The organism is Streptomyces zaehneri, assembly GCF_032248645.1.
GTDB lineage: Bacteria > Actinomycetota > Actinomycetes > Streptomycetales > Streptomycetaceae > Streptomyces > Streptomyces coriariae.
The window spans coordinates 136,027-160,785 of record NZ_JASTTJ010000020.1 but is presented as its reverse complement, the minus strand read 5'-3'; the positions used below and the strand labels follow the sequence as shown (position 1 = coordinate 160,785).

The window sequence follows — 24,759 nt, the reverse complement described above, 5'->3', positions numbered from 1 at the left end:
TGGTCCTCACCACCTGTCCGGTCAGGGTGCTCCGATGGTCTGCTTCTGCCACGACCGCTGGAACGCGTACCGCGCGGCCTCCACCTCATGCCGCTGGTCCGCGTGCAGCACGCCGAGCGCGTACGCCGTCGCCGGCGCGATCCGGGGGGTGCGGGCCGCCTGGGCCGCGGCCGAGGACGCCTCCGAGGCGTCGCGGTGCCGGTCGAGCGCCTCGCCCGCCGAGAGCAGACGGACGTCCGGCCGGGTGTTCCGGCCGTGCACGACCTCGCAGGCGTAGCGGTGCAGCCGCAGCAGCAGGCGGACCTGGTGCCAGGGCGCGTCCTGCGGGTGCGGGGCCGGGTCCGGGGAGAGGCCGTGGATCAGGGCCTCCGCGTTGTACGGGCTGCCCGCGGTGACCAGCGGCAGCGCGGTGACCGCGTCGGCGAGGCGTTCCTCGGCCGCGCCGGCCAGGGGGCGCAGGTCGGTGCGGGAAGCGGTGGGGGTGAGCGGGACCTCGCTGGCGAGGACGGCGACCTTGTCCGCGACGGCGTGGAAGCGGGAGGAGCCGAGGGCCTGGAGGGCGGTGGAGTGGGCCCGGGTGCGGGCGAGGGTGAGCTGACGGTCCAGGAGGGCGCCCGCCTTCGCCGCGCCCACGGTGAGGTTGCCGCGGTCCGGGGTCGCCGGGTGGACGGCGGCCCGGTCGGCCGGGTCCGGGCCCGCCGCGCCGCCCGGTTGGCTGGGGACCGGCGCCGCGCCCGACAGCCGGTTCAGCGCCAGCAGCAGCCGCTCCAGGCGGGCCCCGTACGCGTGCTCCAGGGCCAGCGTGCCCGACAGCCAGGCCAGTTCGGGGCGGATCCCCTCCGACCACTCGGGCTCGAGGAGTGGACGGAAGGTGTGCAGGCTGCCGCTGATCCGACGGGCCGAGCGGCGCAGGGCGCGCACCGCGTCGACGCGCACCTGCGCGCTCGCCGGACCGCCCGCCGGACCGCCCGACGAGCCGTTCGGCACCGCGCCGCCCGTCTCCCGGTGCAGGCGCAGCGCGCGGAGGAACTCCGTGGCCTGGCCCCGGAGATAGCCCGCGAGGGCGTCCCCGGTGGACACGGGCCCGGCCGCGGGGTCCGTCAGGTCATGGTGTCGCTGTGCCACGCCGGCGCCTCCGGGCGTCTATGAGCATCTCCTGGACGTTGCGCAGGGGCGCGCCGTCCGCGTCGTGCGAGTGCCGGATCCACTCGCCGTCGGGGCCGAGGTGCCAGGAGGCGGTGGAGTCGGACATGCCCGTTTCCAGGAACCGGTTCAGGGACGCCCGGTGGGCCGGGTCGGTCACCCTGACCAGGGCCTCGATCCGGCGGTCGAGGTTGCGGTGCATCATGTCGGCGCTGCCGATCCACACCTCGGGCTCCCCGCCGTTGCCGAAGCCGAAGACCCGCGAGTGCTCCAGGAACCGGCCGAGGATGGAGCGGACCCGGATGTTGTCCGACAGGCCCGGCACGCCCGGTCGCACCGCGCAGATGCCGCGCACCCACACGTCGACCTGCACGCCCGCCTGGGACGCCCGGTAGAGGGAGTCGATGAGGGCCTCGTCGACGATCGAGTTGACCTTGATGCGGATGTGCGCGGGCCGCCCCGCGCGGTGGTGCTGGATCTCCTTGTCGATGCGGGCGATCAGACCGTCCCGCAGGGACTTGGGCGCGACGAGGAGACGGCGGTAGGTCTCGCGGCGGGAGTAGCCGGAGAGCCGGTTGAAGAGGTCGGAGAGGTCCGCGCCGACCTGCGGGTCGGCGGTGAGCAGGCCGAGGTCCTCGTAGAGCCGGGCCGTCTTCGGGTGGTAGTTGCCGGTGCCGACGTGGCAGTAGCGCCGCAGCGTGTCGCCCTCCTGGCGGACCACCAGCGACAGCTTGCAGTGCGTCTTCAGGCCGACGAGGCCGTAGACGACGTGGCAGCCGGCCTCCTCCAGCTTGCGCGCCCACTTGATGTTGGCGTGCTCGTCGAAGCGGGCCTTGATCTCCACCAGCACGAGGACCTGCTTGCCGGACTCGGCGGCCTCGATGAGCGCGTCGACTATCGGGGAGTCGCCCGAGGTCCGGTACAGGGTCTGCTTGATGGCGAGGACGTCCGGGTCCAGTGCCGCCTGCTCCAGGAACGCCTGCACGGACGTCGAGAAGGAGTCGTACGGGTGGTGCAGCAGGACGTCCCGGCTGCGCAGGGCCGCGAAGATGTCCGGCGGGGACGCCGACTCGACCTCGGCGAGGTCGCGGTGGGTGCCGGCGATGAACTTCTTGTACTTCAGCTCGGGCCGGTCGAGGCCACTGATGCGGAAGAGGCCGGTGAGGTCGAGCGGGCCCGGCAGCGGGTAGACCTCGGCCTCGCTGATCTTCAGCTCGCGCACCAGCAGGTCGAGCACCTCGCGGTCGATGGACTCCTCGACCTCCAGGCGCACCGGCGGCCCGAAGCGGCGCCGCATGAGCTCCTTCTCCAGGGCCTGGAGGAGGTTCTCGGCGTCGTCCTCCTCGACCTCGAGGTCCTCGTTGCGGGTGAGCCGGAAGGCGTGGTGCTCCAGGACCTCCATGCCCGGGAACAGCTCCTCCAGGTGGGCGCCGATGACGTCCTCGATGGGGACGTACCGGCCGGGGGAGCTCTCCAGGAAGCGGGACAGCAGCGGCGGCACCTTGACGCGCGCGAAGTGCTTGTGGCCGCTGACCGGGTTGCGCACGACGACCGCGAGGTTGAGCGAGAGACCCGAGATGTACGGGAACGGGTGCGCGGGGTCGACGGCGAGCGGGGTCAGCACCGGGAAGATCTGGTGCCGGAAGAGCGTGAACAGGCGCGCCTGCTCCTTCTCCGTCAGCTCGCCCCAGCGGACCAGGTGGATGCCCTCCTCCGCGAGGGCGGGGGCGATGTCCTCGTGATAGGTCGCCGCGTGCCGGGCCATGAGCTCGCGCGAGCGGGCCCAGATCATCTCCAGCACCTCGCGCGGCTGGAGACCGGAGGCCGAACGGGTGGCGACCCCGGTGGCGATACGGCGCTTCAGGCCGGCCACCCGGACCATGAAGAACTCGTCGAGGTTGCTGGCGAAGATGGCGAGGAAGTTGGCCCGTTCGAGAAGGGGCGTGTTCGGGTCCTCGGCGAGCTCCAGAACGCGTTCGTTGAACGCGAGCCAGCTGCGCTCCCGGTCGAGGAAGCGGCCCTGGGGCAGCTGTGGGCCGTCGTACGGCGCCTCCTCGTACGTGTCGAGGTCGGCGTCGATGTCGGGCTCGAGATCGGAGACCACGGCGGAGACGGTGTGCGGGCGGTGCGCGGCTATGGAGCCCACGGAGGGCTGCGCGTGCTGGACCTCGGCCTGGGCGTCTGACTGGCTCATGGACCCATTCTTCCGCGCCAGGAGCGTGACAGGCGCGTCGGAACGTGCGGGCGGGATCGCGTGGGGTCCTCCGTGGGGCTGATTTCCCCCGGGAGGCGGCGAAGGCTCGGGCACGGCGGGCTTCATTCGCCGAGCGTCGCAAGGTCGTCTGAACCGATGGTTACGGCGACATGGCGTGCGGGATATCGGGGGGCGGCTCGCGGGGGTCGATGTCGTGGAGCGGCGGGCGGTGGGGCGGACGACTCGGCGGCGGCTCGCGGCGGTCGGCGGCGGGCCGGGCTGCCGGCCGTGTGCGGGCGCGTGCCGCGATATGTGCCGCGGGGTGGCCGCGGGGTGTACCGCGCGGGTGGGTGGGTCCCTCCCCCCGTGGAGGGACCCACCCACCCCTGGCCCCGGGGTCCCCGGGGCCAGGGGTCGGTTCAGGCCGCGCAGGTGGTGGCCGTGCGGCGGCGCAGGAGGAGGAACGCGGCGGCGGTGGCGAGGGCGGCGACGGCCAGCACGACACCGGTCTCCACGAGCTGGATCGGCCAGAAGTGGGACTCCGGGTGGTAGGTCGTGTAGTAGCCGGTGACGCCCAGGTCGTCGAGGCAGCGCCGCGCTTCGGCGGCCGTGCCGTCGCAGGTCCAGTAGTCGACGTTCGGTGTGCGCCGACCGTGGATCAACGCGCCGTTCTCCAGCTCCCAGGCGTAATCCGGAGGGTCGACCCCGGACGCCGTGGAGGTGCGGGTCACGGCGGGCCAGAAGGAGTCGCGGTACCGCGCCACGACGAAGGCGAGCAGCCCGCTCGCGGCGACGGAGACGGCCAGTGCGGGCAGCGCGCGGCGCAGCAGGAGCGCGGTGAGCACGCCGAGGGCGAGCGCGCAGAGGACGTACGCGAGGCCGGCCGGACCGCGTGAGAGATAGGCGTCGTCGCTCATCCACCCGGTGTACGTCAGGACCCGGTGGGCGCCCCAGGCCCAGCGGTACACCAGGACCAGCACCGTGACGCCGGCGGTCAGGGCGAGCGCGGGGACGGCGAGCTTGGCGGTGAGCCAGCGGGCGGGGGTGATGCCCTGGGACCAGGCGAGGCGTGCGGTGCCGTTCTCCAGCTCGCGGCCGATCAGCGCGCCGCCCGCGAAGGCGGCCACGCCGAGGAAGCAGTAGGAGATCAGCAGGCCGACCCAGCCGAGCGACTCGCTGTAACCGACCCAGCCGATCGTCATGTCGCACAGGTCCTGGCCCGCACGCTCACAGGCCTCCCAGGCCGCGAGTTCCTCCACGACGGCGATCTCGTTGAGCCACACCAGCCAGCCGCTCAGGGCCAGGACGACGGCCGCCCAGACGACGAGGGCGGTGCGGTGCAGGCGCAGCACGGTGCGGAGGGTGCCCCAGGCGGTGCGGCCGGCCACGCCGCCGCGGCGGGCCGGTCCGGGGGACGCGGGCGCCTCCTCGGGGGCGACGGCGGTCATACGGAGGCCTCCGTGCCGCCGCGCGTGGGGGTGGCGGTGGCGTGCTTGAGCAGGACGAACGCGGCCACGGCGAGAGCGGCGGCCACGGCCGTCACGACGGCGGTCGTGGTCAGCTGGAGCGGCCAGTAGTGGGACTCGGGGTGGTAGGTCGTGTAGAAGCCGGTGGCGTCGAGGTCGGCGTAGACCGCCTTGCAGGCGGAGGAGACGGAGGTCGGCCCGCAGCCGGGGTCGGCGATGTGCGCGCCGGTGGCGGTGACCAGGCCCGAGTCGACGCCGAGGCCCGAGCCCCGGTAGCCGTCGGCGAGGCTGGAGACCCGGGTGACGGCCGGCCACAGGTGCGGCATGAGCTGGTCGGCCAGGAACCGCGTGGCGGCGACGACGGTGAGGGTGAACGTCAGCGCGGGCAGCGTACGGCGCAGCAGCACGCCCCCGAGGGCGCCGCCGGCCAGGCCGGTCAGGGCGAAGGCGACGGTGGTGGGGCCGTTGGCGTGCAGGGTGGGGTTGTCGTACCAGCTCTTGGCGGTGTCGATACGGCCGTCGCCCGCCGACCACATCAGGCGGTGCAGCGCGACCAGCAGGCCGGTGCCCGCGCCGACCACGACCGTGGGCACGATCAGCTTGGTGGCCAGCCAGCGGGCCGGGGACAGGCCCTGCGTCCAGGCGAGCTGCGCGGTGCCGTGCTCCAGCTCGCGCCCGAACAGGGCGGCGCCCGCCCAGGCGCCGACGACGAAGGGGAGCGCGGTCAGCGCCGCGGTCGTGTAGGCGTACACGTCTTTGTAGCGGACGATCGAATCCTGGTCGTAGCGGCAGTCACCACCTTCGCTGCACGCCTTGTTGTACTGCCGCCAGGCAGCGGCGGCCGAGTCGGTCAGCGGACCCCCCAGCCACAGGAGGACGGCGGCGAGGACGGCGACGACGCCGATCCAGATGTACAGGGCGGGCCGGTGCAGACGGAACAGCCAGCCGGCTCCGGGGGCGTGCCCGTCGGTCTTCGCGGTGCCGGGCGACAGGGCGAGTGCGGTCATACGGCGGCCTCCTCGGGCTCGGCCGGGGTGAGCGGGGCGGCCTGCGGGTTGCGCAGATAGGCGAGCACGAGCTCCTCCAGGGAGGGCGTCGAGGTGCGCCAGTCGTCGGCGAGCGGGCCGGCGGGGCGCACCAGGGCGGTGAGCTGGCGGCCGGTGACCCGGGACTCGACGACCGTGTGCGGTGCCAGTTCCGGCAGGCCGTCCGGGGCGCCGGCCGCGGGGGCGGGCCCGGTGGAGCCGGTGGTGGTGCTCACGCGCGTGTGGGCGGCGAGCAGGTCGTCGATCTCACCGGCGAGGCGTACCCGCCCGCCGCCGACCAGCAGCAGGTGGTCGCAGGAGTCCTCCAGCTCGGCGACCACGTGCGACGACATCACGATCGTCGTGCCGTACTGCGCCGCCCGCGCCATCAGGGTGCCCATCAGCTCGTGCCGGGCCAGCGGGTCGAGGTCGGCCATCGGCTCGTCGAGGAGGAGCAGTTCGGGCCGCTTGCCGAGGGCCAGGGCGAGCGCGACCCGGGTGCGCTGGCCGCCGGAGAGGGAGCGGATCTTCTTCCCGGGGTCGAGATCGCCCGCGGAGACGATCCGCTCGGCGGTCTCGGCGTCCCAGCGCCCCGGGTTGAGATCGGCGCCCACGCGCAGGGTCTCGGCGACGGAGAGCTGGGGGTACAGCGGCTTGTCCTGGGCGACGTAACCGACACGCGCGCGTGCGGACGCGGGATCCGTGCCGAGGACGGTGACCCTGCCCTCGGTGGGGGCCAGCAGGCCCGCGGCGAGGGCGAGAAGCGTGGACTTGCCCGCGCCGTTGGGGCCGACGACGGCGCAGACGCGCGCGGCGGGGAGGCGGAAGGTGCATTCGCGCAGCGCCCAGCCTCCGCGCCGGCCGAAGCGCTTGCCGAGCGCGGTTGCCGCCATGGCGGTGTCGGTCATGAAGGGTCTCCAGGATTCAGGTCGTGCCGGTCGTGCCGGTCGTGCGTGTCGGTTCGGCTGTGCCGGTCGGTTCGGCCGTTCGGGTCCGGCACGGCGAAGTGCTCGTCGAGTACGGCGGTGAAGAGCGCGGCCACGTCGTCGCGGTCCAGTGCGGCCTCCCGGGCCCGGACGGCCCAGGCGTCCAGTTCCGCGCGCAGGGGCGAGTCGGCCGGGGTGGTGTTCAGGCCGCGCCGCACGAAGGTGCCGACGCCGCGCCGGGCCTCCACCAGTCCGTCGCGCTCCAGCTCGCGGTACGCCTTCAGCACGGTGTTCGGGTTGATGGCTGTCGCCTCGACGACCTCGCGGGCCGTGGGCAGCTTGTCGCCGGCCTGCAGCACGCCCAGGCGCAGGGCCTGCTTCGTCTGCTGGACGATCTGGACGTAGGTGGCCACGCCGCTGTGCCGGTCGATGCGGTATTCGACCACTGGACAACCACCCTTTCACTAATTGAGTAGTGAAAGGGTGATGGAAGGTGGTGCTCGAAGTCAAGAAAAAATCGTGCGGCGAACCGTGAACCGATCGGCGGGGCCCGTCCGATGAGGGGATGTGAGCGAAACGAGAAGCGACGGGGAGCTGCTGCGGGCCATCGCGGCAGACCGGGACCGTCACGCCTTCGAGGAGCTGTACCGGCGGTACGCGCCCTGGCTGACCGCGCGCCTGCGCGGCCGCTGCGCGGACGCCGGGACGGTCGACGACGTCGTGCAGGAGACCTTCCTCGCGGTGTGGCGCGGCACCGCCCGCCACCGCCAGGAGGGCTTCTCCGACGACGCCGCCGGCTGGCTGTGGCGCATCGGCTCGCGGCGGCTCGTCGACGCCGTGCGCGGGGACGGGGCGCGCGGCCGACTCCGCCAGGCGCTGTACCGGCTGCGCCACCGCGACGAGGCCTCGGCGGAGGAACGCGTGCTCGCGGGGGTGGAGCACGGGGACCTCGCCGGGGCCCTCACCCGCCTCTCGCCGGAGCTGCGGTCCGTCCTCCAGGCGACCGTCATCGACGGGCTCACCACCCGGGAGGCGGCCGTTCTGCTCGGCATCCCGCCCGGCACCGTCAAGACGCGGGCCCAGCGTGCCCGTAAGCAACTGCGGGAGGCGCTGGCATGAGGCGGTACATGTGCGGAACGGACCCGCGCGGACGCGCGGGCGACGGACGGTCGAGGGAGGTCGTGGCATGACGTGGCATGTGGCTGAAGAGGACCTGCGGGCGTACGCGCACGGCGAGTTGGCGCCGCCGCTGCTGTGGTCCGCCGACACCCACCTCACCGGGTGCGCGCAGTGCCGGGCCCGGCTCGCGGAAACCACCGACCCCGTCGCACTGGACGCCGGCTGGGAGCGGCTGGACGCCGAGCTGGACGCACCGCGGCAGGGCCTGCTCGAGCGGCTGCTGGTGCGCCTCGGTGTGGCCGACCACACCGCTCGGCTGCTCACGGCGACCCCGGTACTGCGCCGCTCCTGGCTTCTGTCGGTGCTGTTCCTGCTGGTCATGACAGTGCTGGCGGTGCGTATGGCGGACCGGCCCGCGCTCTTCCTCGCGCTCGCCCCGCTGCTCCCGCTCGCCGGGGTCGCCCTGTCGTACGGCCCGTCCCTGGACCCGACGTACGAGATGGCCGTCGTCGCCCCGCTCCACGGCTTCCGGCTCCTGATGATCCGCACGGTCGCGGTGCTCACGGCGGGCCTGGCGTTCAACGGCCTGGCGACGCTTGCCCTGCCGGAGTACGGGCTGACGGCCCTGGCCTGGCTGCTGCCCGCGCTCGCCCTCACCGCGACGGGACTCGCGCTGACCGCCCGGCTGGGTCCGGTCGTCGCGCCCGCCCTGGTCGGCGGCGCATGGGTGACGCTGCTCGTCGTGGCGAAGAGCCAGGCGCACGCCCAAGACACGCTCGCCCCGTTCACGGTGGCAGGCCAGTCTGCAGCGGCGGCCGTGGCGGCCCTCGCCGCTCTCCTGCTCTACCGGGCCCGTGACCGCTTCGACACGCGCCCACTGGGCGGCTTCCCGGACGGCGGCACCGGGTGACGCGGCCGCCCGCCCCCACGGCCCCCGCCCCGGCCCCGCCCGCCCACCGGACTTCCAGGAGCTTCGCATGACCACCGCTTCCACCGGCCCCGCCACCCTGACGGCCACCGACCTCTCCCTGCGCTTCGGAGGTACCCGTGCCCTCGACGGGGTCTCGCTGCGGCTGACGCGCGGTGTCACCGGGCTGCTCGGCCCCAACGGCGCGGGCAAGACAACCCTGTTGCGGGTGCTGGCCACGGCCGTGCCACCCGACGGGGGCGCGTTCACGGCCCTCGGGCACGACCCCGGCACCGCGTCCGGCCGGCTCGCCCTGCGCCGCACGCTCGGCTATCTGCCCCAGACCCCCGGCTTCCACCCGGACTTCACGGCCTTCGAGTTCGTCGACTACGTGGCCATCCTGAAGGAGCTGACCGACCGCGGCGCCCGGCTGCGCGAGGTGCGGCGCGTGCTGGAGGCCGTCGACCTCTCGGAGGTGCGCGGCACCCGCATCAAGCGGCTGTCCGGTGGCATGCGCCAGCGCGTCGCCCTGGCCGCCGCACTCGTCGGCGAGCCCGGCTTCCTCGTGCTGGACGAGCCGACGGTCGGCCTCGACCCCGAACAGCGCATGCGCTTCCGCGAGTTGATCGCCCAGGCCGGCGAGGGCCGCACGGTACTGCTGTCCACCCACCAGACGGAGGACGTGGCGATGCTCTGCCACCGTGTCGTGGTGCTGGCCCGGGGCCGCGTCCACTTCGAGGGCACCCCGGCCGACCTGACCGCCCGCGCGGCCGGCCGGGTCTGGAGCAGCACGGAGCGCGACCCGAACGCCCTGGCGGGCTGGCGCACCGGCACCGGAAGCTTCCGCAACATCGGCGATCCGCCGACCGGCGCCGAACTCCTCGAACCCACCCTGGAGGACGGCTATCTGCTCACCCTCGACGGCGAGAGCGCGGAGGTGACGGCGTGAGCACCACGACCCCGACGATCACGGATCCCGCCGCCACGCCCACCCAGCCACCGCGCGAGGGCCACCGCGCCGGGGCCGTCCTCGCCCTCGCCCGCTTCGAGACCCGTGAACTGCTCCAGCAGATCCCGGTGCTGTTCTTCTTCGCCCTGTACGTCGTCCTCATCGCCCTGCGGCTGATGAGCAAGGACGGCATGGACGACTTCCCCGTCCTCAACACGGTCGACCGCCGCACCCAGGCCATGCCGCTGCTGTTCGCCCTCGCCCTGCTGATCTGCGCCAACGCGGCCGCGCTGCGCTCGCGCAAGCACGGCACGGTGCAGCAGTTCGCGGTTCTGGCCATGGAGCCCTGGCGGCGCACCCTCGCCCATGTGCTCTCCGTGATCCCCTACGCGGGGCTCACCGCGCTCGCCGTCGCGGCCGAGTACACCCGGGAGGCGCTCAAGCCCGGCGCGATCGGCCACGGCTCCTTCGGGGAACTGGCCGTCGGACCCCTGAGCGTTCTGCTGGCAGGCATCACGGGCGTGCTGCTGGCCCGGCTGCTGCCCTTCCCCTTCGTGCCCATACTGTTCGTCATCGCCGTGTACGTGCTCGGCATCCTGGTCTCCGGACTCGTCGACGTCCGCCAGGAGTGGGTGGGCCTGCTCGACCCGATCCAGTTCTTCTCGCCCAGCGGCGGCGACCCGGTCCCCTCCGACCTGCTGGGCCGTCCGGCCGGCTGGCACGCCGTGTACGTGACGGGCCTGTGCGCCGTGCTGGCCTGCGGGGCCCTGCTGGTCGCAGGCGGCCGCACCCCGGCCGTCAAGGCGGCGACCGCGCTCGCCCTCGCGGCCACCACGGCCGGTGTGATCGGCCAGCTCCCGGGTGACACGGCGGCCCTGGACGCGGCGCGCAGGACGGCGTCCCACTCCCCGGAGAAGGTCCAGTCGTGCACGACGGACGACGGCTCGACCTACTGCTCGTTCCCCGAGTGGAGCGTGGTGCGGGACGACTGGGCCGAGGTCGTCGACCGGGTCAGGTCCGGGGCCGGAGGCACGGCGGCGGAGGCCCGGCTGACGGTCCGCCAGCGCATCTACACGGACGGCGGAGTGGAGGCGGACGGCACCCTGGACCCCTCCACCACTCCCGGCGAGGTGACGGTCGGTACCCGCTGGGGCGGCAACCGCGTCCCCGAGTTCGCGGTCGGAGTCGCCACGGTCCTGGTGGGGGGCTCGGAGGACGTGACGACCGAGCCGATGTGCGACGCCCGAGCGGTGACCATCATGTGGCTGGTCCTGGGCCAGGACCCCACCCCGACGGCCACTTTCCGCAACGTGCGGCTGGACGACAGCACCACCGGCTCGGGCGTGGTCCTGGCCCCGACGAACGGACTGAGCCTGTCGGGCCCGCAGACGACGGTGATCCGGGAACTGCTGGACCGGCCGCGTGCCGAGATGACGGCCCGGGTGAAGGCCCACTGGACGGAACTGACGTCCGCGCGGACGACGACCGCCCAGGCCGCGAAGCTGCTGGGCGTCGAGGTGCCGAAGGAGGCGGACCAGTGCGAGGAGTAGCGCAGACAACGACGAGGGGGCTCCCGGCGGACCTGTTGCGGCCCCTGGTGCCGCCGGTGTGGCGCGGCCTTCCCCGGCGGGCGCTGACCACGGCCGGCGGGATGGGTCTGCTGCTCGCCGGCACCACCCGGCTGCCGGACCATGCTCCGGACGCCGAACTGGGGCGGCTGGTGCTGCGCCTCACCGCCCTCACCGGCGCACTGGGCCTGGCCTTCCTGCTGGACGACCCGGCCCGCAACACCACGGCGACGACACCGGTGGGCCGCCCGCGGCGAACCGTGCTGCGGCTGGCCGTCGTAGCCCCCCTGGCGGCCCTGTGGTGGGCGGCGGTTCTGCTCCTGACCCCTGCCCCGACCCGCCCCGCGCTCGGCCCGGCCACGCTCGAGGCCGCGGGGACGGCCTGCGCCGCCCTCGCCCTCGCGACGATCGCCGTCCGCTTCACACAGGCGGCGGAAGTGGGCAGGAGCACGGCGGTCTGGCTGGGGACGGCGGCCGCGGTCGCGGTACTGGTCCCGAACCGGTGGGGCCTGCTGGGCACGCCCCAGGACCCCTACTGGGCGGCGACGCAGGTGAGATGGGCGGTGGTGCTGGGGGCGACGGTCACGCTGAGCGTGCTGTGGACACCGGAGCCGCTGCGGGGACGACCCCAGGGACACGGGCCAGGCCGCTCGGGCCCGTCCTGGAACCGTCTCTCCGGGTGAGATCCCGGCCCTCGGACCCGTCTGGTCGGGTGAGGTCCCGTCTCTTCGGGTGGGGTCCCGGGTCCCGGCTCTCGGGTGGGTCCAATCCCTTCGGTGAGATCCCGGCCTTCGGGGGAGGTCCCGGCCAACGGTGAGGCCCTGGACGCCGGGTGAGGCCCCGGCCAACGGGGGAGGTCCCGGCCAACGGGGGAGGCCCTGGCCGTCGGGGGAGGCCCCGGCCATCGAGGGGAGGCCCCGGCCTTCGGGTGAGGTCCAGGATCGCCTCGGTCGGCTCAGGTCTCCGTCCGGTACATCAGGTCCGTCTCATGGGTGACGAACCCCAGCCGCTCGTACACCGACACCGCGGCCTTGTTGTCGGCGTCGACGTACAGCATCGCCGTCGGCAGGCCCTGCGCCGCGAGATGCCGCAGGCCGATCGTGGTGAGGGACTTGCCGAGGCCGCCGCCCTGCGCGCCGGGGGCGACCCCGAGGACGTACACCTCTCCGAGCTGCTCCTCGGCGTGCACCTTCGTCCAGTGGAAGCCGACCAGCCGCTCGCCGTCGAAGGCGAGGAAGAAGCCGGCGGGGTCGAACCAGGGCTCGGACCTGCGGGCGTCGAGGTCGCGCTGGGTGAGGGAGCCCTGCTCGGGATGGTGGGCGAAGGAGGCGGCGTTGACGGCGAGCCAGGCGGAGTCGTCCTTCCCGGGGACGAAGGCACGGACGGTCACGCCCGCGGGCAGCACCGGATCGGGCAGCTCGAGGTCGGTCAACGGCCGCCGCATCTGGCGCAGTTCGCGGAACAGGGCGAGACCCAGGACCTGGGCGAGGTGCCGGGCCGCGGAGTGACCGCCGTGGGCCCACACCCGAAGCCGCTTGCCGGAGGCGGCGAGCAGGGCGGAGCCGAGCGCGCGGCCGTGTCCGTGGCCGCGGTACGAGGGGTGGACGACCAGTTCGGCGGCCGGCGCCTCGACCGGATCGGTGTCCTCCAGCTGGGCGTAGCCCACGAGTTCGTCGCCGAGGGTGAGGACCAGATGGGAGACACCCTCGCGGGCGCCTCCGCGCAGCTGGAGGCGGCCCTGTTCGGACACCGCCTGCTGGCCGTCCGTCCGGGCGGCCTCCGCGAGCAGTTCGAGGACGGCCTCGGTCTGCTCGGCGGAGAGCTCGGAGTGGGTCTCGATGGATCGGGAGCCGGGGATCCGTGCGATGTCGTCGCTGGTCATGCGTACGAGGGTAAGGGTCGGGACGCACAAAGTGGCGGCAAGGGGAGAGGCGGAAGGCTGCGGTCCGGAAAGGTAAAGCAGAGGGTAGGCGAAGGACAAAGGGAAACCAGGATGTAACCAAGAACCCCCTGTCGCGCTACGCGCGTTGACCCTAGGCTGCGCCGGACGGGGCCACTTCCTCATACGTCTCTCAGGGCCGGTCGGGCCCGGGGGACGCAGACACCACAGGCAGACACCTCAGGGGGGCGCATGCCAGCCACTTCCCAGCCGCATCCGAACGGCAGACGTCGTACGTACCGTCTTCTCGCGGCCGCCGCGGGTCTCGCCACCGCCGGTGCCATGGCCGCCGCGCTTCCGGCGGACGCCCATGACACCAAGCACTCCAAGCCGCTGCCGAGCCGTTACCAGGACGTGCAGCTGCTGTCCTTCAACGACCTGCACGGCAACCTCGAGCCCCCGTCCGGCTCTTCCGGCCGGGTCACGGAACTCCAGGCGGACGGCACGACGAAGACGATCGACGCGGGCGGTGTGGAGTACCTCGCCACGCACCTGCGCGAGGCCCGCAAGGGCAACACGTACTCGGTCACCGCGGCCGGCGGCGACATGGTCGGCGCCTCCCCGCTGATCTCGGGTCTGTTCCACGACGAGCCCACCATCGAGGCGCTGAACAAGCTCGACCTGGATGTCACGTCGGTCGGCAACCACGAGTTCGACGAGGGCGCCCAGGAACTGGCCCGGCTCCAGAACGGCGGCTGTCACCCGACGGCCGGCTGCTACACGGACAAGAGGTTCGAGGGGGCCGACTTCCCGTACCTGGCGGCCAACGTCCTGTCCGAGAAGAGCGGCAAGCCGATCCTCAAGCCGTACTTCGTCTGGAAGAAGAAGGACGTCAAGATCGGCTTCATCGGCGTGACGCTGGAGGGCACCCCCGGTGTGGTGTCCGCCGAGGGCGTCAAGGGCCTGAAGTTCAAGGACGAGGTCGAGACGATCAACAAGTACGCCAAGGTGCTGCAGAAGCAGGGCGTGAAGTCGATCGTGGCGCTGATCCACGAGGGCGGGCTGCCGGCCTCGGGCTCCTACAACTACAACTGTGACTCCCCGGGTGCGGGCGCCGGCATCTCCGGCCCGATCGTCGACATCGCGAAGAACGTCACGCCGGCGGTGGACGCGCTGGTGACGGGCCACACGCACGCCGCATACGCGTGCACGATCCCGGACCCGTCGGGCAAGCCGCGCACGGTCACCTCGGCCGCGTCCTTCGGCCGGCTGTACACGGACACCACGCTGACGTACGACCGCTTCACCGGTGACATCGCGCGTACGGCGGTCAAGTCGGCGAACCACGTGGTCACCCGGACCGTCGCCAAGGCGCCCGACATGACCGAGCTGATCACCAAGTGGAACACCCTGGCGGCCCCCGTCGGCAACCGGGCGATCGGCTACATCTCCGCGGACGTCCCCAGCACGGGCACCGAGTCCCCGATGGGCGACCTGATCGCGGACGCCCAGTTCTGGTACGGCAAGCAGCTCGACCCGGAGACGGACCTCGCGCTGATGAACCCGGGCGGCGTCCGGGCGGGCCTCACCTACGCGGCCAAGGGCAGTGAGGGCGACGGCGTGGTGACCTACGCCGAGGGCTTCACCGTCCAGCCGTTCTCCAACACCGTGAACCTCCAGGACTTCACCGGCGCCCAGCTGATCCAGGTGCTCAAGGAGCAGGTGAGCGGGACGAACGCGAGCGCGCCGAAGATCCTTCAGCCGTCCGCCAACCTGACGTACACGCTGGACCTGACGAAGAGCGGCGCCGACCGTGTCGTCACGGACTCCATCAAGCTGAACGGCGCGGCGATCGACCCGGCCGCCACCTACCGCGTCTCCACGAACAGCTTCCTCGCGGGCGGCGGCGACGGCTTCACCACGCTGGGCCAGGGCGCCAACGACCTCGTCGGCGCCGACGACCTGACCGCCCTGGAGCAGTACCTGCTCGCCAACTCCTCGGCCACGGGCCCGATCGCCCCGCCGACGGCGAACCGGATCGCGATCGTGCAGTAGCGCAGTAGCGCAGTAGCGCAGTAGCGCAGTAACCACGAGCGACCCGCGATCACAGCGGTTCACGAGGCGGCCCCGTCACCGACGGGGCCGCCTCTTCGTATTAAAACCTGTGTGAGTTCCCGGTTGGTTCCCGATGCCGCCTGAAAACCGGTCTCAGCCGCAATTCATCGAGGTCTCAGCGGAATTGGCTTTTTCTTCCTTCGGTGTCCCGTAGTGTTTTCCATGTCGAAAGCGAACGACGCGAAAGCGAAGTAAGCGAACAGAGCGAAGGAGAACACCATGAGCTTCCACAAGATCGCCCCCGTCAAGAAGGCCCGCAAGACCGCTGCCGCCCCGGCTCCGAAGCCCGTGGCCAAGAAGAAGGCCGCGAAGAAGGTCGCCCCGAAGCGCCGCCCGGTGTCTCACAAGGGCTGATACCGCAGTCGCCTCGGTCGACACTGTTGCAAATCCGCGACAAGTAAGCCACGCCTAAAGCCAACATATTCGGCACCTGATAAACGGAGAGGTAATTCCCATGAGCTTCCACAAGATCGCCCCCGTCAAGAAGGCCCGCAAGACCGCTGCCGCCCCGGCTCCGAAGCCCGTGGCCAAGAAGAAGGCCGCGAAGAAGGTCGCCCCGAAGCGCCGCCCGGTCGCGCACAAGGGCTGACGGCACGCCACGAGGCGGGGTCACCGGTGCGATCCGGTGACCCCGCCTCGGCCGTGCCTTTCGTACACGCAGGGAGTCGAGGGAGTTGCTGACATGAGGGAAGCCCGAGAGGCCTTCCGCCGCTTCTGGCCGCTGACCCGCGGTGACCGCGGGTGGATGCTGGTGATCGTGGGATGCGTGGTGGTGTCCGCGCTCGCCGAGACGGCCTCCATCCTGCTGTTCGCCGAACTCACCGACAACGCCCTCGAGGCCGGCTCGCTCTCCGCCTTCTGGGGTCCGGCCGGAGCCTGGCTGGGCGTCGCCGCGGTGGGCGCGCTCGTCGGCTACCTGGGCAACTCGCTCGCGACCTGGACGGCGGAACGGTTCGTCCTCCGGCTGCGCGCGAACGTCTTCGGCCACGTCCAGGACCTCCCACCCCACTTCTTCCAGCGGCACCGCCGCGGTGACCTGGTGGAACGCCTGACGGGAGACGTGGAGGCCATCGAACAACTGGTCGTGTCCGGTGTGGTCGGCACGATCTCCGCGGCCTTCTCGGCGGTCTTCTACGCGGCGGCGGCCCTGTGGCTCCGCTGGGACCTGGCCCTCGCCACCTTCGTCCTCGCCCCGCTCTTCCTGCTCGCCGCCCGCCGCTTCTCCGGCCGGATCAAGCAGGCCTCACAGGACGAACGTGTCGCCGACGGCGCGATCACCTCGGTGGTGGAGGAGTCGCTGGGCAACATCGTGCTGACCCAGGCGTACAACCGCCGCCGCGACGAGGAGCGCCGCCTCGACAAGGAGGCCCGCGCCTGGATGCGGGCCAGTGTGCGCGGGGCGCGGCTGAGCGAGATGTACGAGCAGTTCGTCGAGGTGGTCGAGACCCTCTGCGTCCTGTCGGTGATCGGCCTCGGCGTCTGGGAGATCTCGGCCGGCCGGATGACCCTCGGCGCCCTGCTCGCCTTCGCCGCGTTCATCGGCTACCTCTACCCGCCGGTCCGCAACCTCGGCCAACTCGGCCTGACGGTCACCGCGGCCACGGCGGGCGCGGAGCGCATCGCGGAACTCCTGGACGCACAGCCGTCGGTGAGGGACCCGGACGTCCCCGTCCCCGCCTGGCCGGTCCGGGGCCGGGTCAGCCTGCACGGCGTCTCCTTCCGCTACCCCGACGCGGCCCGCGCGTCACTGCGGGACGTCACCTTCACCGCGGGCCCCGGCGAACTGGTCCTGGTCACGGGCGCGAGCGGGGCCGGCAAGTCCACCCTCTCCAAACTCCTCACCCGCTTCTACGACCCCGACGAGGGCGTCGTCCGCCTGGACGGGGTCCCGCTCACGGACGTCCCGCTGGAGTTCGTCCGCGAGAACACGGCCCTGCTCCCCCAGCAGACCCTCGTCCTCAACGGCACGATCCGGGAGAACATCGCGTGCGGCCGCCCGGGCGCCACGGACCGGGAGATCGAGCAAGCGGCCAGGTCGGCCGCCGCCCACGAGTTCATCGCCGCCCTCCCCGGCGGCTACGACACCCACATCGCCCCCGGCACCGCGGCCCTCTCCGGCGGCCAGCTCCAGCGCGTCGCCATCGCCCGCGCGATGCTCCGCGCGGCCCCGGTCCTCGTCCTCGACGAACCCACCGCCGGCCTCGACTCGGTGGCCGCCCGGCAGATCGTCCAGCCCCTGCGCCGCCTCATGTCGGGCCGTACCACGATCATGATCACCCACGATCTGAGCCTCGCCCGCGACGCCGACCGCATCCTGGTCGTGGACGAGGGGCGGCTGCTGGACGCGGGAACGCACGACGAGCTGATGACCCGCTGCGCCGCCTACACCAGGCTGGTCGAACCCTGGTCGGAGCCGGCCCGGGAGACCACGGCACGCAAGCGGCTCACCGACGACACCCTGGTGCTGCGCCTCTGACACGGCGATGCGGCACCGCATCGCGGGGCGCACCGCATCAGCGGGCATCGCCGCGTCGCCGTATCGCCGCGTCACCGCGTCACCGCGTCACCGCGTCACCGCGTCACCGCGTCGCCGTGTCTCCGGGGCCGTCACCCCACCCGCAGCATGTACCCCAGCCCCCGTGCCGTCTGGATCAGCCGGGGTTCGCCGTGCTGCTCCAGCTTGCGCCGCAGGTACATGACGTACACGTCGAGCGTGTTGGACGTCGGTTCGAAGTCGAAGCCCCAGACGTCCTTGTGGATCCGGGCGCGGCTGAGGACCTTCGTCGGATGGCGGAGGAAGTACTCCAGGAGCGAGTACTCGGTGGGGGTGAGGCCGAGCGGGCGGGCGGCGCGGGTGACCGTGTGGGAGGACAGGTCCATGACGATGTCGTGGAAGGCCAGCCGGGTGGAGGCGGCCCCGGCGGGCGGGGACGCCCGTCGGGCGCCCCGGCGCAGCAGGGCCCGCACCCGGGCCAGCAGTTCCTCCGCGGCGAACGGCTTCATCAGGTAGTCGTCCGCGCCGTTGTCGAGGGCGACGATACGGTCGCCCACCGCGTCCCGGCCGGTGATCATCAGGATCGGGACGGTGGAGCCGGAGGCCCGGATCCGCCGGGTCGCGGCCAGGCCGTCCAGGCCGGGCATGGTGACGTCCATCAGGACCAGGTCGGGGGCGTTGCCGGGGGCTCCGACGAGGTCGAGGGCGAGATCGAGGGCGAGCCGCCCGTCTCCGGCGAGGACGGTCTCGTAGCCCTCGAAGCGGAGCAGCCGGCCGAGTCCCTCGCGGATGTCCGCGTCGTCGTCGGCCAGCAGTATCCTCCCCGCCGTACCCGCTCGCTCTGCCGTTCCCCCGCCCGCTGCCGCCCCCGCCGTCCCCTTCACCGTTCGTATCACCATCCCCTCACGGTGGAGCGAGGGGCTGTGGCGGAGCTGGCAGCGGGATGTCAGGAGGCCGTGGGGGTCCAGTCGCCCAGCCAGTCCGCGACCTCCTGGGCGGCGGCCTGGGCGTCGGTCAGGAGGGGACGGTCGGAGCTCGCGGCGCCCGCGCCCGCGCCGGTGTTCTTGTACTCCGCGAACCTGTCGGCCTTCCAGGAGAAGCCGCCCATGTCGGACCAGGGGGTGGTCTTGATCGCGGCGCTGAGGGAGGTGTTGCGGACGGTGGTCTGCGGGTCGAGGGTCGCGTCGCCGCCCGCGTGCCAGTTGCGGCCGAGGTAGAAGCTCCGGTCGGAGACGTCACCGTTCACCGTGGAGTTGGCGATCAGGATGCCCTTGCGGTCGGCGGCCGTGCTGGGGGCCGTGACGTAGCCGGCCGAGGTGCCGTTCCAGCGCTTCTTCAGGGTGATGACGGACTTGTCGATCACCGCGGTGGCCCGGCCGAAGATGAAGTCGGTGTTGCCGACGACGTAGGAGTTGGTCATGTAGACGCGGCCCAGCTTCTCCTTGGCCGCGGTGTCCACCAGCAGGGTGTCCTGGTCGCCGCTGACGATGACGCTGTCGAGGAACACCTTGTCGGCGGAGGTGCGCAGGGCGACCGCCTGGCCCGCGATGTCCTGGTGGGCGGCCTCGTCGAAGTCGTTGGAGACGGTCAGGTTACGGGCCTGGAAGTCGTCGCCGTCGACGGCGACGGTCGCGCTGCCGCCGGTGCCGTACGTGCCGGAACCGTCGGGCTTCGGCGTACCGGACGCGTTGTCGTAGACGATCGTGGTGTCCTTGCGGCTGCCGCCGGTGCCCTGGATGGTGACGTGCGGCTTGTTGGACGGGACCTTGACCAGCTCGCGGTACGTGCCCGGCTTGACGGCGATCACGACGCGCGCGGGGTTGTTCGCCGGCACGGCGTTCACGGCGGCCTGCACGGTCGTGTACTGCCCGCTGCCGTCCTTGGCGACGGTGAGCGTGGTCGCGGCCGCCGCCTTCGTGGTGGCCGTCGTCGTGCTCGCGGAGGTGCCGATGGAACTGCGCGGGCCCGCGCCCGACTTGAGCAGCGCCGGCACGTCGGCCGCCTTGTCGAGGGTGTACGCGTAGTACGTCTTCGGGTCCCAGGCCGCGCCCGTGCCGCCGCTCTCGTTCTTGCCGGTCGTGCCGGAGAAGACGTTGCCGCGCTGGACGAGGGTGGCGGTCGAGTCCCGGACGACGGGGTTGGTCAGGCCCTGGAAGTAGGAGTTCTCCAGGACCATGTTCGTGCCGCCGCGCGAGTAGTTGCCGTACGAGGACTTGATGTCCGTCCCCGCCACGTCCTCCAGGAAGTTGTTGTACAGGTGCGCGTGGGCGACGTTGTCCGTGGACGGGTTGCGCTGCTCGGTCTCGCGGATCCAGTTGTGGTGGATCGTGATGTCGGCGGTGACGTTGTCGGTCCAGCCGATGCCGAACGCCTTGTTCTCCTGGCTCAGCTTGTTCCAGGAGACCGTCAGGTAGGTCGTGTCCTTGCGGCTGTCGATGAGCCCGTCGGCCATGTGCCGGATGTCGTTGTGGTCGATCCAGACGTGGTGCGCGCCGTCCATCTGGATGCCGTCGTAGTCGTGCTCCTTGTCGTTCCAGACGCCCTGGTAGGCGTCCCGGATCGTCAGGTTCCGGATGATCACGTTGTGGACGCCCTGGCCGAGGAAGAAGCCGCCGCCGACGATGTGCCCGGCGGTCCCGGATCCCACGATCGTCTTGTCCGACTGGACCTTGATCTCCTTCCCGACCGGGTCCATGGTGATCGTCGCGGCCACGACGATGACGTACGGCTCGGCGGCGGTCGCGTACTTCTCGAGGTCGGCGAGCGTCTTCACGGTGACGGTCTTGCCGTCCCGGCCGCCGTACGTACCGTTCTGCCCCAGGGCGTTGACGGAGGCGAAGCCGTCGGCGGTGGCGGTCGCCCAGGCGGGCGCGGCCGCGGTCACGGCCGATGCCCTCGCCTGCGCGTCCGCGCCGAAGAGCCCGAGGTCCGTGCCGTAGGCGAGGGTGCCGGCGGCGGTGAGGGCGAGAGGTATGCCGATCGCTGCCGCGGCGCTGCGCCTGCGGTGTCGGGGCCTGCTGGTGCCTCTGTTTCGGTGCGCGCTCATACGGCCATCCGTTCCGTGCGGGGCGGGGGGAGTTGATGCGCTGCTGGGTCGCCGCCCGGATCGGAAAGGTTGCCGAACTCACGGGAATTCGTGAGGAGAGTGTCGTCCGCCTGCTACGAGGCGATGACGTGATCCTCCGGCGGAGGCGTCGGCGCCCCCGGCAGCCGGACCGTGGCCACCGTGCCGCCGCCGTCCGCGCGGGCCAGAGAGACCTGGCCGCCGGCCTGTTCCACGGTGCGGGCGACAATCGAGAGACCGAGGCCCGAGCCCGGGAGGGCCCGCGCGCTGGGGGAGCGCCAGAAGCGGTCGAAGACGTAGGGGAGTTCCTCGGTCGGGATACCGGGGCCGTGGTCGCGGACCGTCAGCGTCCCGTGGCTCAGCCGGACGTCGATCGTGCCGCCCTCGGGGCTGAACTTCACCGCGTTGTCCAGGATGTTGACCACCGCCCGCTCCAGCGCGGCCGGCTCCGCCCGGGTGTACCAGGGCTCCAGCGAGGCCGTGATGGTCAGCTCCGGGCCGCGCAGCCGGGCCCGGCGCAGCGCCGACTCCACCGCGTCCTCCAGCGAGACCACCTGCACGCGTTCGCCGCGCTGCCCCTCGGAACGGGACAGTTCCTGGAGGTCGCCGATGAGTGACGCCAGCTCGGTCATCTGCGCCGTCACGGAGGTGAGGAGTGCCTTGCGGTCCGCCGGGGGGATCGGGCGGCCCGTCTCCTCGCTGCGGGAGAGGAGCTCGATGTTGGTGCGCAGGGAGGTGAGCGGGGTGCGCAGCTCGTGCCCTGCGTCCGCGATCAGCTGCTGCTGGAGCTCACGGGAGTTGGCGAGGGAGGCGGTCATCGAGTTGAAGGAACGGGAGAGGCGGGCGATCTCGTCGTCGGTGTCGTCCTCGACGGGGATCCGGATGCTCAGGTCCTCCGTCCGGGCCACGTGCTCGACGGCCTCGGTCAGCTTGTCGACGGGCCGCAGCCCGGCCCGCGCGACCGCCAGACCGGCGGCGCCGGCACCCACGACTCCGATACCGGAGACGAGGAGCAGGACCAGGGCGAGGTCGTTGAGGGTGGACTCGGTGCCCCTCAGGGGTACGGCGACCATGACGGCTCCGTAGGACTGCTCCCCGGTGGCGGTGTTCTCGAGGGAGGCCGGCGTGGTCATCACGCGTACCGAATCACCGTTGCCGTCGGTGCCGTTGCGGATGAGGTACTTGCCGCTGCTCGCGTTCTTGATCACGTCCTTGTCGGCCTGGGTGACCTTGATCGAGCCTTCGGAGTCCTCGATGACGCAGGGGGTTCCGTCGGCCGTGACCACCTGGGTGTAGAGGTCGTTCCGGAACGGGTTGTTGCTCGTCTGCGGAGTCTGGGTGCAGTTGGCGAGCGCGTTCTGCATCTGGGCGAACTGTCCCGGTCCCTTCATCCGCGACTGCTTCAGATCCTCGTCCACCTGGTCGTACAACTTCCCCTGCACGATGAACCAGCAGGTCACCGAGACCGCCGCCACCGCGAAGGCCACGGCGGCGGCGACGAGCATCGACAGCCGGGCCCGGATGGGCAGGGTCCGCAACCGTCGTACGACCTTGTTCACTCCGCCCCGCCCTGTCGCAACACGTACCCGACACCCCGCACGGTGTGCACGAGGCGCGGCTCTCCGCCCGCTTCCGTCTTGCGGCGCAGGTACATCACGTACACGTCCAGCGAGTTGGACGACGGCTCGAAGTCGAAGCCCCAGACCGCCTTCAGGATCTGCTCACGGGTGAGGACCTGGCGCGGGTGGGCCATGAACATCTCCAGGAGGGTGAACTCCGTCCGGGTCAGTTCCACCGGGCGTCCGCCGCGGGTGACCTCGCGGGTCGCGAGGTCCATGCGCAGGTCGGCGAAGGTGAGGGCCTCGTCCTCCTCCACGGCGCCCGCTCCGGCCGCCGCCGCGTAGGAGCTGCGCCGCAGCAGGGCCCGTACGCGCGCGAACAGTTCGTCCAGTTCGAAGGGCTTCACCAGGTAGTCGTCCGCCCCGGCGTCCAGTCCCGTGACCCGGTCACCGACCGTGTCGCGGGCCGTCAGCATCAGGATGGGCGTGGTGTCGCCGGCCCCGCGGATGCGGCGCGCGGCGGTGAGGCCGTCCATGCGCGGCATCTGGATGTCCAGCACCACCAGGTCGGGCTGGTAGGCGGTGGCCTTCTCCAGCGCGTCCGCGCCGTCCACGGCGACCTGCGTGTCGTAGCCCTCGAAGGCGAGGCTGCGCTGGAGTGCTTCACGCACCGCCGGCTCGTCGTCGACGATCAGGATGCGCTGGGTGTCACGGTCGCCTTCGGCGGGGCTCATGGGCGTGGTTTCCTCGGGTGCGGTGGGACGACGGGAGGCCGGACCTGCTGAACGTGCTGAGTGTCCTCAGCCTCGCACGGTTCCCGGTGTGCGCGTGAAGAGCGGGTTGCGGTGAGATCAGCCGCGCATCGCCGCGAGCCGGTTCAGCGGCACCTTGCGCTGGTGCGGGCGGGCCGCGGTGGTGCGCAGACCCATCAGCTGCGGGGCCGCCACCTCCGGCGCGCGGGTGGGCGCGACCGGCGGGTGCAGCTCGTACGCCACGTCGAGGGCCAGGCCGAGGTCGGCCGCACCGAAACCGGTCACCGTGTGCGAAACCTGCTTGATCATGACGTACTCCCTGACTCGGTGGTGGGTTGTCAGCTGTCGGAGCCGCCGGCCCGCAGCGTGGCGAGGTCGGCCTTGACGGTGTTGATCGGGATGGCGAAGCCGAGGCCGACGCTGCCGGCGTCGGCGGAGGAGGACGAGTCCGTCGCGGCGGAGTACATCGCGGAGTTGATGCCGATGATGTTGCCGCTGGCGTCGATGAGCGCGCCGCCGGAGTTGCCGGGGTTCAGGGAGGCGTCCGTCTGGAGCGCCTTGTATGTCGTCGTGGACGTACCCGTGTCGCCGTTGAACTGCTGGCCGCCGAACTGGAAGGGCCAGCTGCCGTCGCCGCCCTGACTTCCCTGGCCCTGGCTCTGACTCTGGCTCTCGTCGGTCGAGACGGTCACGTCCCGGCTCAGCGCGGAGACGATGCCGCTGGTGACGGTGCCGGTCAGGCCCTCGGGGGAGCCGATCGCCACGACCGTGTCGCCGACCTTGACGCCGTCGGAGTTGCCGAGGGTCGCCGCCTTCAGGCCGGACGCGTTCTCCAGCCTGATGAGCGCGAGGTCCTTCTTGCTGTCCGTGCCGACGACCTTGGCGGTGTACGACTTCCCGTCGCTCGTCGACACCTTGATCGAGGTGGCGCCGGAGATGACGTGGTTGTTGGTGACGATCTCGCCGCCGCTGGTGATGATCACACCGGAGCCGGTGGACGTCCCGTTGCTGAGCGTGGCGCTGACCTCGACGACGCTCGGGCTGACCGCCGCCGCGATGGTGGCCACGTCACCCGTCTTGCTGGAGGGCACCACGCTGGTGGTGGTGGACGAGGAGACCACCTCGTCCTTGCCGGTCAGCTCCTGGATGCCGTAGGCCGTGCCGCCGCCTATCGCGGCCGCGACGATCGCCACGGCGGCGAGCAGCGCGAACGGGCCGCGGGCGCGCTTCTTCCGGTCGGGCGCGGGCTCGGAGGCCACGGGGGTGAGGAGAGCGGTTCCGCCGCCGTTGCCGCCGTAGCCGCCGTTGTCGGCGCCACCGGCCGCCGCCTGGGTCTGCCACACCGCGGTGGGCTCGACGGCCGCGGGCTGCGGCTGGTGCGCGGACTGCTGCACCGACTGCACGGGCTGCTGCCGCACGGGCTGCGCGACCGGCTCGTAGGCCGGCGGGGGCGGCCACTCCGGGTTCACCGGGGAGGAGCCCATGGGGGCGGAGGCGTGCTGCTGGGCGCCCTCGTACGGGGCCTGGTACGGGTTCTCGAAGTTCTCGTACTCGCCGCTGCGGCGGATGCTCTCGGTCATGTGACGAAGCTTCTCGCCC

The 24,759-nt window shown here is 72.1% G+C and carries 22 protein-coding genes; 9 read left to right on the top strand and 13 right to left on the bottom strand.

The window, feature by feature from the left end:
• Positions 1-21: 21 nt before the first annotated feature.
• The 6 genes from QQM72_RS29225 to QQM72_RS29200 all read right to left on the bottom strand — a co-directional run bounded on the left by QQM72_RS29225 (position 22) and on the right by QQM72_RS29200 (position 7,200).
• Complete coding sequence (locus tag QQM72_RS29225; RefSeq protein WP_314223827.1) at positions 22-1,125, bottom strand: CHAD domain-containing protein; 1,104 nt, start codon at positions 1,123-1,125, stop codon at positions 22-24.
• Positions 1,106-3,463, bottom strand: a complete 2,358-nt coding sequence (locus QQM72_RS29220) for an RNA degradosome polyphosphate kinase (RefSeq protein ID WP_314223826.1) — start codon at positions 3,461-3,463, stop codon at positions 1,106-1,108. The genes QQM72_RS29225 and QQM72_RS29220 overlap by 20 nt, the downstream gene beginning before the upstream one ends.
• A 293-nt stretch (positions 3,464-3,756) precedes the next feature.
• Entirely contained in the window at positions 3,757-4,785 is a 1,029-nt protein-coding gene (locus tag QQM72_RS29215) for a hypothetical protein (RefSeq protein ID WP_314223825.1), read from the bottom strand.
• Positions 4,782-5,810: an ABC transporter permease gene (locus QQM72_RS29210; protein WP_314223824.1), complete on the bottom strand. Its 1,029-nt coding sequence runs from the start codon at positions 5,808-5,810 to the stop codon at positions 4,782-4,784. The genes QQM72_RS29215 and QQM72_RS29210 overlap by 4 nt, the downstream gene beginning before the upstream one ends.
• Entirely contained in the window at positions 5,807-6,736 is a 930-nt protein-coding gene (locus tag QQM72_RS29205; RefSeq protein ID WP_314223823.1) for an ABC transporter ATP-binding protein, read from the bottom strand. The genes QQM72_RS29210 and QQM72_RS29205 overlap by 4 nt, the downstream gene beginning before the upstream one ends.
• Positions 6,733-7,200, bottom strand: a complete 468-nt coding sequence (locus QQM72_RS29200; protein WP_314223822.1) for a GntR family transcriptional regulator — start codon at positions 7,198-7,200, stop codon at positions 6,733-6,735. Before QQM72_RS29200 ends, QQM72_RS29205 begins: the two co-directional genes overlap by 4 nt.
• 121 nt (positions 7,201-7,321) lie before the next feature.
• On the opposite strand from QQM72_RS29200, the gene QQM72_RS29195 reads away from it, so the two are divergent.
• From QQM72_RS29195 to QQM72_RS29175, 5 genes are all read left to right on the top strand, one after another.
• On the top strand, positions 7,322-7,873 hold the full coding sequence (locus tag QQM72_RS29195; RefSeq protein ID WP_314223821.1) for an RNA polymerase sigma factor: 552 nt from the start codon (positions 7,322-7,324) through the stop codon (positions 7,871-7,873).
• 67 nt (positions 7,874-7,940) lie between these two features.
• Positions 7,941-8,783: a cupin domain-containing protein gene (locus QQM72_RS29190; protein WP_314223820.1), complete on the top strand. Its 843-nt coding sequence runs from the start codon at positions 7,941-7,943 to the stop codon at positions 8,781-8,783.
• Between the two features lie 67 nt (positions 8,784-8,850).
• The gene (locus QQM72_RS29185) at positions 8,851-9,729 is read left to right on the top strand and encodes an ABC transporter ATP-binding protein (RefSeq protein ID WP_314223819.1); all 879 of its coding nucleotides are present in this window, start codon (positions 8,851-8,853) and stop codon (positions 9,727-9,729) included.
• Complete coding sequence (locus QQM72_RS29180) at positions 9,726-11,279, top strand: ABC transporter permease (RefSeq protein ID WP_314223818.1); 1,554 nt, start codon at positions 9,726-9,728, stop codon at positions 11,277-11,279. The genes QQM72_RS29185 and QQM72_RS29180 overlap by 4 nt, the downstream gene beginning before the upstream one ends.
• Complete coding sequence (locus tag QQM72_RS29175; RefSeq protein WP_314223817.1) at positions 11,267-11,980, top strand: ABC transporter; 714 nt, start codon at positions 11,267-11,269, stop codon at positions 11,978-11,980. The genes QQM72_RS29180 and QQM72_RS29175 overlap by 13 nt, the downstream gene beginning before the upstream one ends.
• A gap of 272 nt (positions 11,981-12,252) precedes the next feature.
• Here QQM72_RS29175 and mshD read toward each other — a convergent pair whose 3' ends face one another.
• Positions 12,253-13,179, bottom strand: coding sequence for a mycothiol synthase (mshD, locus tag QQM72_RS29170; RefSeq protein ID WP_314223816.1), 927 nt, complete (start codon positions 13,177-13,179; stop codon positions 12,253-12,255).
• Positions 13,180-13,428: 249 nt separating this feature from the next.
• Here mshD and QQM72_RS29165 point away from each other — a divergent pair, with 249 nt between their 5' ends.
• From QQM72_RS29165 to QQM72_RS29150, 4 genes are all read left to right on the top strand, one after another.
• Positions 13,429-15,231, top strand: coding sequence for a bifunctional metallophosphatase/5'-nucleotidase (locus QQM72_RS29165; protein WP_314223815.1), 1,803 nt, complete (start codon positions 13,429-13,431; stop codon positions 15,229-15,231).
• A gap of 279 nt (positions 15,232-15,510) precedes the next feature.
• Complete coding sequence (locus QQM72_RS29160) at positions 15,511-15,645, top strand: hypothetical protein (protein WP_301272141.1); 135 nt, start codon at positions 15,511-15,513, stop codon at positions 15,643-15,645.
• Between the two features lie 100 nt (positions 15,646-15,745).
• A complete protein-coding gene (locus QQM72_RS29155) occupies positions 15,746-15,880 on the top strand; it encodes a hypothetical protein (RefSeq protein ID WP_314223814.1) in 135 nt (44 codons plus the stop codon).
• A gap of 93 nt (positions 15,881-15,973) precedes the next feature.
• The gene (locus QQM72_RS29150) at positions 15,974-17,767 is read left to right on the top strand and encodes an ABC transporter ATP-binding protein (RefSeq protein WP_314223813.1); all 1,794 of its coding nucleotides are present in this window, start codon (positions 15,974-15,976) and stop codon (positions 17,765-17,767) included.
• 131 nt (positions 17,768-17,898) lie between these two features.
• Here the strand turns inward: QQM72_RS29150 and QQM72_RS29145 are convergent, their stop codons facing one another.
• The 6 genes from QQM72_RS29145 to QQM72_RS29120 all read right to left on the bottom strand — a co-directional run bounded on the left by QQM72_RS29145 (position 17,899) and on the right by QQM72_RS29120 (position 24,740).
• Positions 17,899-18,684, bottom strand: a complete 786-nt coding sequence (locus tag QQM72_RS29145) for a response regulator transcription factor (protein WP_314223812.1) — start codon at positions 18,682-18,684, stop codon at positions 17,899-17,901.
• 47 nt (positions 18,685-18,731) lie between these two features.
• Positions 18,732-20,831: a pectinesterase family protein gene (locus QQM72_RS29140; protein WP_314223811.1), complete on the bottom strand. Its 2,100-nt coding sequence runs from the start codon at positions 20,829-20,831 to the stop codon at positions 18,732-18,734.
• A 113-nt stretch (positions 20,832-20,944) separates the two neighbouring features.
• Complete coding sequence (locus QQM72_RS29135) at positions 20,945-22,408, bottom strand: HAMP domain-containing sensor histidine kinase (RefSeq protein ID WP_314223810.1); 1,464 nt, start codon at positions 22,406-22,408, stop codon at positions 20,945-20,947.
• The gene (locus QQM72_RS29130) at positions 22,405-23,142 is read right to left on the bottom strand and encodes a response regulator transcription factor (protein WP_054243830.1); all 738 of its coding nucleotides are present in this window, start codon (positions 23,140-23,142) and stop codon (positions 22,405-22,407) included. Before QQM72_RS29130 ends, QQM72_RS29135 begins: the two co-directional genes overlap by 4 nt.
• 117 nt (positions 23,143-23,259) lie before the next feature.
• Positions 23,260-23,469 (bottom strand): hypothetical protein, encoded by a 210-nt coding sequence (locus QQM72_RS29125; RefSeq protein WP_054243831.1) that lies wholly within the window; start codon positions 23,467-23,469, stop codon positions 23,260-23,262.
• Positions 23,470-23,498: 29 nt separating this feature from the next.
• Positions 23,499-24,740: a S1C family serine protease gene (locus QQM72_RS29120; protein WP_314223809.1), complete on the bottom strand. Its 1,242-nt coding sequence runs from the start codon at positions 24,738-24,740 to the stop codon at positions 23,499-23,501.
• Positions 24,741-24,759: the final 19 nt, after the last annotated feature.